General features: G+C 67.4%; 8 protein-coding genes. 3 read left to right on the top strand and 5 right to left on the bottom strand.

The features are described from left to right. The first annotated feature begins 262 nt into the window (after positions 1 to 262). Positions 263 to 1,423 (top strand): mandelate racemase/muconate lactonizing enzyme family protein, encoded by a 1,161-nt coding sequence (locus tag G3N92_RS01495; protein WP_206125673.1) that lies wholly within the window; start codon positions 263 to 265, stop codon positions 1,421 to 1,423. Between the two features lie 114 nt (positions 1,424 to 1,537). On the opposite strand, the gene G3N92_RS01490 is transcribed toward G3N92_RS01495, so the two are convergent. The 4 genes from G3N92_RS01490 to G3N92_RS01475 form a co-directional block, all read right to left on the bottom strand. Next, entirely contained in the window at positions 1,538 to 2,740 is a 1,203-nt protein-coding gene (locus G3N92_RS01490) for a PLP-dependent aminotransferase family protein (RefSeq protein WP_206125672.1), read from the bottom strand. Between the two features lie 31 nt (positions 2,741 to 2,771). Continuing rightward, positions 2,772 to 3,944 (bottom strand): FAD-binding oxidoreductase, encoded by a 1,173-nt coding sequence (locus tag G3N92_RS01485; RefSeq protein WP_206125671.1) that lies wholly within the window; start codon positions 3,942 to 3,944, stop codon positions 2,772 to 2,774. A 148-nt stretch (positions 3,945 to 4,092) separates the two neighbouring features. After that, complete coding sequence (locus tag G3N92_RS01480; RefSeq protein WP_206125670.1) at positions 4,093 to 5,592, bottom strand: aldehyde dehydrogenase family protein; 1,500 nt, start codon at positions 5,590 to 5,592, stop codon at positions 4,093 to 4,095. Positions 5,593 to 5,738: 146 nt separating this feature from the next. Further along, positions 5,739 to 6,890, bottom strand: a complete 1,152-nt coding sequence (locus G3N92_RS01475; RefSeq protein WP_206125669.1) for a branched-chain amino acid ABC transporter substrate-binding protein — start codon at positions 6,888 to 6,890, stop codon at positions 5,739 to 5,741. Between the two features lie 360 nt (positions 6,891 to 7,250). Between G3N92_RS01475 and G3N92_RS01470 the strand changes: the two genes are divergently transcribed. Together G3N92_RS01470 and G3N92_RS01465 are read left to right on the top strand one after the other, a co-directional pair. After that, the gene (locus G3N92_RS01470) at positions 7,251 to 7,943 is read left to right on the top strand and encodes a hypothetical protein (RefSeq protein WP_206125668.1); all 693 of its coding nucleotides are present in this window, start codon (positions 7,251 to 7,253) and stop codon (positions 7,941 to 7,943) included. A gap of 44 nt (positions 7,944 to 7,987) precedes the next feature. Next, positions 7,988 to 8,641: an XRE family transcriptional regulator gene (locus G3N92_RS01465; RefSeq protein ID WP_206125667.1), complete on the top strand. Its 654-nt coding sequence runs from the start codon at positions 7,988 to 7,990 to the stop codon at positions 8,639 to 8,641. 15 nt (positions 8,642 to 8,656) lie between these two features. Here G3N92_RS01465 and G3N92_RS01460 read toward each other — a convergent pair whose 3' ends face one another. Beyond that, on the bottom strand, positions 8,657 to 9,703 hold the full coding sequence (locus G3N92_RS01460; RefSeq protein WP_206125666.1) for a DUF1338 domain-containing protein: 1,047 nt from the start codon (positions 9,701 to 9,703) through the stop codon (positions 8,657 to 8,659). Positions 9,704 to 9,745 lie beyond the last annotated feature (42 nt).

Raw genomic sequence — 9,745 nt, 5'->3', positions numbered from 1 at the left:
GCGCGCTGGTGGTGATGCGCGATGCGCAGCCCGCCGGCGCGGCGGCGGCAGGCCTGGCCGGCTCGCCCGGCGAGCGCGTGGTGCTCGGCCAGATCGCCAACGCGCTCGGCATCGCGCATCCCCTGCTGACCGATCACGGCGTGCTGGGCAGCACGCACGCGGCGCACGCCGCCTGAGCCGCCCGAACCGCCGTTTCCCGTTTCAACCGGTTTGTCCGGCGCCGCGCGGCGACGCCGGGGACCACATCAACCCCCGAGGTGTTATGAAAATCAAGAGCGCGAACGTCTACCTGATCAAGAGTGGATATGTGAACCCGGTGATCGTCGAACTGATCACCGACGACGGCACGACCGGCATCGGCGAAGCCGCGATCGCCTACGGCATCGGCAGCACCGCCGCGGCCGGCATGATCAAGGATCTGGTCGAGCGTCTGATCCTGGGCCGCGACCCGTTCCGCATCGAGGAACTGTGGTCGGAAATGTACGACATGTCGTTCTGGGCCAAGGGCGGCGGCGCGATCACGTTCGCCGGCATCAGCGCGATCGAGCAGGCGCTGTGGGACATCAAGGGCAAGGCGATCGGCGTGCCCGTCTACGAATTCTTCGGCGGCAAGATCTTCGACAAGGTGCCGGTGTACGCGAACGGCTGGAACTACCACTGCCTCGGCGCCGACGAATGGGCGCAGGCCGCGGCCCGCCCGATCGAGGACGGCTACAAGGCGCTCAAGTGCTACCCGCTCGCCACGCAGGATCACCTCGGCCGCCTCAAGCACGTCACGCGCCGCGCGCACGACGACGCATTCCTCGAGCTGGCCTATCAGCGCGTGAAGAAGCTCGTCGAATTCGTCGGCTCCAGCGCCGAGATCATGCTCGACCTGAGCGGCGGCCTGACGACGGACGAAACGATCCGCCTGTGCAAGCGCTATGAAGATCTCGGCATCCGCTGGCTGGAAGAGCCGTGCGACGCGTTTGATACCGGCGCGCTGAAGCGCATCGCCGATTCGACCAGCATGTCGATCGCGGCCGGCGAGCGCCTTTACACGCGCTACGGCTTCCGCAAGGTGATGGAGCCGCAGGTCGTCGACATCGTGCAGCCGGACATCGGCAACACGGGCGGCCTGATGGAAACCAAGAAGATCGCGGCGATGGCCGAGGCCTACAACCTGCGCGTCGCGCCGCACAACTGCGCGAGCACGCTGTGCACGGCCGGCACGCTGCAGGTGAGCGTGACGCTGGCGAACTTCATGACGCTCGAAATCTATCCGTACTTCAGCGATTCGCCGATCTACGTGCCGGTGCTCGAAAACGCGCCGGAAGCGCGCATCAAGGACGGCTGGCTCGAAGTGGAAGACAAGCCGGGCCTCGGCGTGACGCTCGCGCGCGAGAACGTCAAGCCGTTCCTGTGGGCCACCTGCGAGGCGTGAGCGGGTTCGCCGCGTCATGAAAAACAAGCCCGCCGGGTCGAAGCCGGCGGGCTTGTTGCGTCATGCAGGGCGAAGTGCTTCGCGATTGCGATGTCGATCGCGAGGCGGCGCGGCTCATGCCGTCGCGAGCGCCTCGTCGTAAGCGCGCCTGAGCCGGCGCGCCCCTTCCTGAATGTCCTCCACGCCCGGCGCGGCGAACGAGAAGCGCAGCGCATGCGGATCGACGTTGTCGGCATAGAACGCCTTGCCCGGCACGAAGATCACCTTGTTCTCGATCGCGCGGGCCAGCAGCGCGTCGGCGGGCAGGCTCGCCATGCGCGCCCAGACGAACATGCCGCCCTGCGGTTCGTGGAAGGCGACGGCCTCGCCGAACTGCGCGCGCAGCTCGCCGCACAGCGCGTCGCTCTTGCGCCGGTACGCGGCCGTGATGCGCGGCAGGTGGCGATCGAGCGCGCCATCGGCCAGATATTCGGCGGCCGTGGCCTGCGGCCACGGCGCGCTGCACAGATCCACCGTCTGCTTGGCCACCACGCAGCGGCGCGTGATTTCGGCCGGCGCGACGCTCCAGCCCACGCGCAGGCCCGGCGCGACGATCTTCGAGAGGCTCGCGAAGTGCACGATCCAGTCGCGCGAGCCGGGCACCTCGGCGCTCAGCGCGAGCATCGACGGCAAGGCTTCGCCCGAGAAGCGCAGGTCGCCGTACGGATCGTCTTCCACGATCACGAAGCGGTGTTGCGCGGCGAGCTTCAGGAGTGCGATGCGACGCGCGCGCGACAGCGTGGCGCCGGTCGGGTTCGCGAACGTCGGCACCGTGTAGAGCAGGCGCGGTGCCGCCACCGCGCCGGAATCGAGCAGGCCGGCCAGCGCATCGACGTCGAGGCCGCTGCCGTCCACCGGCACGGTCACGATCCGCGCCTGCTGCAGGCGCAGCGCCTGCAGCGTGGCCGGATAGGCCGGCTGCTCGGTGAGCACCACGTCGCCGGGGCGCACCAGCACGCGCAGCAGCAGGTCGAGGCCTTGCTGCGAACCGGTGGTGACGAGCAGTTCCTCCGGGGCGCAGGGCGCGCCGCGCTGCGCCATCAGCGCGAGCAGTTGCTGCTTGAGCTCGGGCAGGCCGTCGGTCGGGCCGTATTGCAGGCAGCGCACCGGCGTGCGATACGCGCGCGCCGACGCCTCGGCGAGGCCTTCGACGTCGAACAGATCGCTGGCCGGGTAGCCGCCCGCGAAGGAGATCATGCCGGGCACGCTCAGATACTTGAACAGCTCCCGGATCGGCGAGCCCGTGGGATGTTGGAACGGCGCGGTGAATGCGTACATGTCGGTCGATCAGGGAGGCGGGTGGGGAGGGCTAGACGACGTTGCGCTCCACGATCGGGCGGTTTTCGAGCACGCGCGCCCAGCTCAGCGACGACAGGTCGAGCGCGCCATAGCGGCCCGACAGGATCAGCTCGCTGACGCCGCGCCCGGTGGCCGGCCCCTGCTGCAGGCCGTGGCCGCTGTAGCCGTTGGCGAACACGCAGTTGTCGATGTCGGGGTGGTAGCCGATGATCGCGTTGTGGTCGAACACGTTGTATTCGTAGTAGCCGGACCAGCAATTCTCCACGCGCAGCGCCTCGAATTCCGGCACGCGATGCGCGAGCGTCGGCCAGATCACGTCGTCGAACAGATCGTGATCGACTTCGTCGAGCGGCAGATCGTCCGGGTCGTTGTCGGGCGACGGCGAGGTACCGGTGATGTAGGTATTGCCTTCGGGGCGGAAATACACGCCGGTGGGGTCGATCAGCAGCGGGCTGTTGGGCAGGCGCGCGGGCGACGACACGTTGAAGATGCTGCGGCGGCGCGCGTGCACGGGAATCTCGATGCCCATCATGGTGGCGATCTTGCGCGCCCAGGCGCCGGCCGCGTTGACGAGCGTGTCGCAGGCGTAGCGCTCGCCCTTGGCGTCCACCACGTGCGTGACCTTGCGGCCGTCGAGCACGAGGCCCGTCACGTCGGTGGCCACGTAGCGCGCGCCGAGCGCCTGCGCCTTCTTGCGCAGCGCCTGCACCAGCCCGTAGCCGTCGAACCAGCCTTCGCCGCTGCGGCCGTAGGCGCCGGCCGAGAGGTCGTCCACGTTGAGCCAGGGGAACTTCGCCTTCAGCGCGTCGGCGTGCATCAGGTCGATGTCCGCGCCGAGGCTTTGCTGGAGCGCGTGGTTCTCGCGCAGGATGCCTTCGCCGGCCGGCGTGGCGAGGAACAGATAGCCGCCTTCGTGCAGTTCGATCTGCGGGCGGTGGCCGTCCACTTCGAGCAGCCCGCCGATGTCGCGCAGGAATTCGATGCCGTACAGCGACATCTGGATCGACAGCGGCGTGGAGAACTGCTGGCGGATCGACGCCGCCGACAGCGCCGACGATGACCGCGCGTAGCTCGGGTCGCGCTCGATGACGGTGACGGACACCGTGGGATCCGATGCGCGCAGGAAATAGGCGATCGAGCTGCCGATCACGCCGCCGCCAACGATAACGACTTGAGAACTCACGTCTGGCTCCACATTGGAGAATGTCAGGATGCCTGATGATTGCATCCGGATGAATGATGAAGAATGCTGAACGGCGGTGTGGCGGAGCGGGTGGGAGGGGGCGTGCGGCGTGCCCCCTCCGGGCCGGGCGGCAAGCCCGGCGCGGCGGTCAGTCGAGGTTGAAATCGATGCCCTGCGCGAGCGGCAGCGCCGACGAGTAGTTGACCGTGTTGGTCGCGCGGCGCATGTAGGCCTTCCACGCATCCGAACCCGATTCGCGGCCGCCGCCGGTTTCCTTCTCGCCGCCGAACGCGCCGCCGATTTCCGCGCCGCTCGGGCCGATGTTGACGTTGGCGATGCCGCAGTCGCTGCCCGAATCGGACAGGAAGCGCTCGCTTTCGCGCAGGTCGGTGGTGAACACGCACGACGACAGGCCGTGGTGCGCGGCGTTGTTCGCGTCGATGGCGTCGTTGAATTCGCGGTACTTCAGCACGTAGAGGATCGGGGCGAAGGTTTCGGTCAGCACGACATCCGTTTGCGACGGCATTTCGACGATCGCCGGGCGCACGTAGAAGCCCTTCTCGCTGCCGGCCACCGTGTGACGCTCGCCGCCGTGCACCTTGCCGCCCTGGCCCATTGCCGTTTCAAGCGCGGCCTGCATGCGGTTGAACGAGGCTTCGTCGATCAGCGGCCCCATCAGCACGCCCTGTTCGAGCGGGTTGCCGATCACGACCTTGCCGTAGAACGTCTTGAGGCGCTCGACCACCGTGTCGTACACGCTTTCATGCACGAACAGGCGGCGCAGCGACGTGCAGCGCTGGCCGGCCGTGCCGACGGCCGAGAACACGATGCCGCGCAGCGCCAGCTCGAGATCGGCCGTGCCGGTGACGATGCCGGCGTTGTTGCCGCCCAGTTCGAGGATCGAGCGGCCGAAGCGGCGCGCTACTTCCACACCCACCGCGCGGCCCATTTCCGTGCTGCCGGTGGCGCTGACGATGCTCGAACGCGGGTCGGACACCAGCTTCGCGCCCACCTCGCGGCCGCCGTTGATGACGGCCGTGAGGCCGGCCGGCGCATCGCCGAATTCCTTGAGCGCGTCCTGCAGGATGCGATCGACGGCCAGCGCGGTCAGCGGGGCCTTTTCCGACGGCTTCCAGAGCACCGCGTTGCCGCACACCAGCGCGAGCGCGGCGTTCCACGACCACACGGCGGCCGGGAAGTTGAACGCCGAGATCACCGTGCAGACGCCCATCGGGTGCCAGGTTTCCGCCATGCGGTGGCCCGGGCGCTCCGACGAGATGGTCAGGCCATACAGTTGGCGCGACAGGCCCACCGCGAAATCGCAGATGTCGATCATTTCCTGCACTTCGCCCAGGCCTTCCTGGAGGATCTTGCCGGTTTCGAGCGTGATGATGCTGCCGAGCGCCTGCTTCTTCTCGCGCAGCTTGTTGCCGAGGATGCGCACGAGCTCGCCGCGGCGCGGGGCCGGCACGTTGCGCCAGGCCTTGAACGCTTCCTGCGCCTTCGCGAGCGCGGCGTCCACGTCGGCCACCGATTGGCTCGCGACGCGGCCGACGAGTTCGCCGTTGATCGGCGAATGCACGGCGATGTCGCCCGCTTCCGCGAGATGGGCGATGTCCAGCTGGGAAAGAATGGTCGAAGGCGTCACGGTATCAATCCTTATGTTTCCGATAGGAGAAATGAGTAAGCTTGGAAACTATACACGCGCGTTTCGGGCGCGACAACGCACCATAAAACGCGGCTTCGCACACCCGATTGCTTCGCATCGGTAACAAAAAAAGCAGGTGCCGTGCATCAGTTCGCCGTCCGGGTGGTCACGGGCGTCCAGGCGCCGTTCTTGACCTGATAGAGCGTCGAGCTGGGGTTCTTGAGGTCGCCGCTGGGCGTGAAGCCGATCGTGCCGGTGATGCCGTTGAAATCGGTCGATTTGAGCGCGGCGTTCAGGTCGGCCGGTTTGGTCGAGTTCGCCTTTTCGATCGATGCGATCGCGATGTAGGTGGCGTCGTAGGCGAACGGCGCGTAGGCCAGCATGTCCATGCCGAATTTCTGCTTGAATTTCGCTTCGAACGCCTTGCCTTGCGGGCGCGTCGCGAGCGGCTGGCCGTATTCCCACACGGACGCGCCTTCGGCGGCGTCGCCGGCGATCTTCAGGAAATTCGCGTCCATCACGCCGCCGCCGGCCAGGAACTGCGCCTTCATGCCGAGCTGGCGCATGCGCTTGACGAGCATCGCGGCCTGCGTGTCGAGGCCGCCGAAGAACACCAGATCGGCGTTCGCGCCCTTCATCTTGGTCAGTTGCGCGCTGAAATCCACGGCCTTGTCGTTGGTGAAATCGCGCGCGACGATCGTGCCGCCCGCGGCCTTCACGGCCTTCTCGAACTCGTCGGCCTCGCCCTGGCCGAACGCGGTACGGTCGTCGATGATCGCGATGCGCTTGGCCTTGGTGACGGTGGCCGCGTAGTTGCCGGCGTTGCCCGCGTTCTGCGAATCGGTGGCGATCACGCGATACACCGAGTTGAGGCCGCCTTGCGTGATGGTGGGATTGGTGGCCGCCGGCGTGATCATCGGGATGCCGGCCTTCGCGTAGACGCGCGAGGCGGGCAGCGTCGTGCCCGAGTTGAAGTGGCCGATGACCACCGCCACGTTGCCGTCCACCAGTTGCTGCGCGGCCTGCACGCCGATGCGCGGGTCGCCCTGGTCGTCCTGCGGCTCGACCACGTATTTCACGGGCTTGCCGGCCACTTGCGGATGGCGGGCGTTGGCCTCGTCCACCGCGAGCCGCACGCCGTTCTCGATGTCCTTGCCGTACGCCGCCGCGCCGCCGGTGAGCGGGGCCGCCACGCCGATCTTGATGACGGCGTCCTGCGCCTGGGCCGCGCCCGCGACGGACAGACCGGACAGGGCAAGGGCGAGCGCGTGACGACGAGTGCGAAAACAGAGCGGCATGGAAGCGTTCCTGATGCTGGGAGTCGATGGTCGAGGGCGTGGCCCCCGGGCTTTTCGCTACGCCAGCCCGTTGCCCGGCGAAGACGTTGAGCCGATTCTCCGAAACCAAAACCGCGCGATCAAACGATATCTATTCGATACATGATGCGGTTTTCTCATCAACCCTGATATATCGGGCCTGAGCGGGACGCCCCCGGCGCGATCCCACGCGTTCGGGACATACCCGCATGCGGCGGGTGTTGCGCGCCGCGCATCGGCGTTCGCATCAATGTTTTCGCGCGCCGATCTCCGGTACGATTTCGCTGCATCGCCGGTGCGTTTTCCACGTTCCTGCGTGCATCCCATCCAACGCCGGCCCCCATGAAACTGAGCTTTTCGCTGTCGCGACCGCTGCATCTGCACGAGCTGCGCTGCCCGTTTCCGATCGATTGGGAACGGCGCGCGGGGGTGCATGCAATGGAAGCCGAATCGGTGCTCGCGAAGCGCGCGCACGGGCCGGGCTGGCACATTCCGGCCGAGACGCTGTTCACGGTGTTGCTGGCGCCGGGCAGCGACGGTTGTGCGTCGGGCACATTAACTCTGGAATCCTGCCCGTCGGGCGCGCTGTTCGGCGGCCCCGATTGGCTCGCGTTGCGCGCGGCGTTCGCGGCCTCGGGAAGCCCGTCCGGCACGCCGTTCGGGCGGGCGCTCGCGCAGCAGATGTTCCTGTGGCCCGGCCACGCGTGGACGCTGAACGAGGTGTCGGACGCGCTCGGCGTGGACAGCCGCATCGTGCGCATGCGGCTGTTTCGCGAGGTCTACAGCTTCGCCTCCACGCTGCGGCGCTGCCGCATGCTGCGCCTGCTGCTGCAAACGCTCGCGCACGACATCTCGGTGGTGCTGGCGCCGGATGCGCGCATCGCGGCGAGCCGTCGCCAGCTCGACGCGATGTTCGATGCGAAGTACAAGGCCAGCCTGTCGGAGATCGCGACGAGCCGCGCGTTCACGGGCCGCTGTTTCGGATGGGAAACGGAGCCGGCCCGGCCAAGCAGGACGGCGCCGGCGCAATGGTAGTATTGGAAACACCTCCCGAATCCCACCTTTCTTCGTTTTCCCGCATGGACACCCCTGCCCTGAAGCCCGTAGAGAGCGCGTCGTCCGCACTGGGCAAGCGCGTCAAGGCCGCGCGCCAGCATCTCGACTACACGCTCGAAGCCGCCAGCCGCGTATGCGGCGTGTCGCGCTCCACGTTGTCGAAGATCGAGAACGGCGCGATGTCGCCCACCTTCGACGTGCTGCAGAAGATCGTCCACGGCCTGCAGATCGATCTCGGCGAACTGTTCGGCTCGACGCCGAAGCCGCGCGCGAGCGGCCGCCGCGCGGTCACGCGCAAGGGCGAGGGCCAGCCGCATTCGGCCGGGTGCTACGAGATGGAGTTGCTGGCCACCGAGCTGGCGCAGAAGGCGATGTACCCGTTCCGCATCCGCATCACGGCGCACTCGCTCGACGCGTTCGCCGAATGGGGCCGCCACGAAGGGGAGGAATTCCTGTTCGTGCTGAGCGGGCAGGTTTGTCTGTATTCCGAACTGTATTCGCCCACCGTGCTCGAAGCGGGCGACAGCATCTATTTCGACAGCCGCACCGGCCATGCTGCCGTGTCCACCAGCAAGCAGGATGCCGAAGTGCTCTGGCTGATCAACGAAGGCGGCGAGACGGCGCCGTACAGCGCCGAGGTCAAATCGCCGGCCTCGCGCGGCAAGCCGCGCGCCTGAGCGGCGCGCTTCCTATTACATCCCGCCAGCCGCTTCCTGCGCGGCGTTCGCCGTCATCTTGAAGATGCCGGTGGCGTTGCTCGCATCGAAGCGCAGATCCGTTTCCCAGCGGCGCGTATCGCGCTCGAAGCTGCGCTTGCGCGTGATGAACTCGTAGAACGAACCGGGCACCTTGCGCGTGACCAGCGTGCCGTCCGCCGCGCGGAACGGGCGCTCCACGATGTCAGCGCGATAGGCTGTCTGGAACACGCGGCCCGAGCGCGAGCGCTCGACATCGGGCTTCATCGGCCGGCCCTTGGCCTTTTCGTCGTCGGAGAGCCGGAACACGTCGGCCACGCGGTCCGTTGCGTGATTGAACGCGTTGCCTTCGGTCGAGATCCAGGCCATTTCGGCCGATTCGAGCAGGATCGTTTCGTAGTCCGATTCGGACGGCACGTCGTGCTGGCGCGCGAACGCGCCGACGATCACCGGCAGCAGCGCTTCGGCATCCTCGATCGGCAGCGCGCCATCGCGCTCCAGTTCCGACAGTTGCGAGATCGCGAGCGGCGTGAGCGGATCCTTCGACGTGCTCACGACGCGCGTGACCGCTTGCTGGAATTCGGCCGAGAAGCGCTCCGGGTGCAACTCGCTGACGAAGAACTGCGCGATCTCGTCGGGGGCATCCTCGTGCGCGTAGGCGCGGCCCGTCATCTTGAGCTTGTCGAGCGGATAGCGGCCGTTCAGCTTGAAGCCGAGCGGGCGCAGGATGCGCGTGAACGCGGCTTCGCCCGGCGGCAGCGCGCCGTTCTGCGCCCAGCGCACGGTGCGCAGCGCGCCGTGATCGAAGAACACCGAGCCGCCGTTGGCGATGGTTTCGCGCGTGTAGATGCGGCCGCTTTCCGAGCGTTGCAGCAGATCCTCGAACAGCGCCATGTTCATCGCCTGCGCGAGTTCCGCGCGCGTGACGGTGCCGTCTTCCCAATCGGCCAGCAGCGCCGGGGCGTTGAGGGTGGAGAACAGGGCGTCGGTCTTGTCCTGGCCGAGCAGCCGGGTCAGAAGCCGCTCTACATTCGCATTGCGCATCGCGTATCTCACAGTGCCGTTGTGGGGATCGAGGGGACGGGG

The sequence above is a fragment of the Burkholderia sp. Ac-20379 genome, assembly GCF_017104645.1.
Classification (GTDB): domain Bacteria; phylum Pseudomonadota; class Gammaproteobacteria; order Burkholderiales; family Burkholderiaceae; genus Burkholderia.
This window is presented reverse-complemented; position numbering and strand designations above follow the sequence as displayed.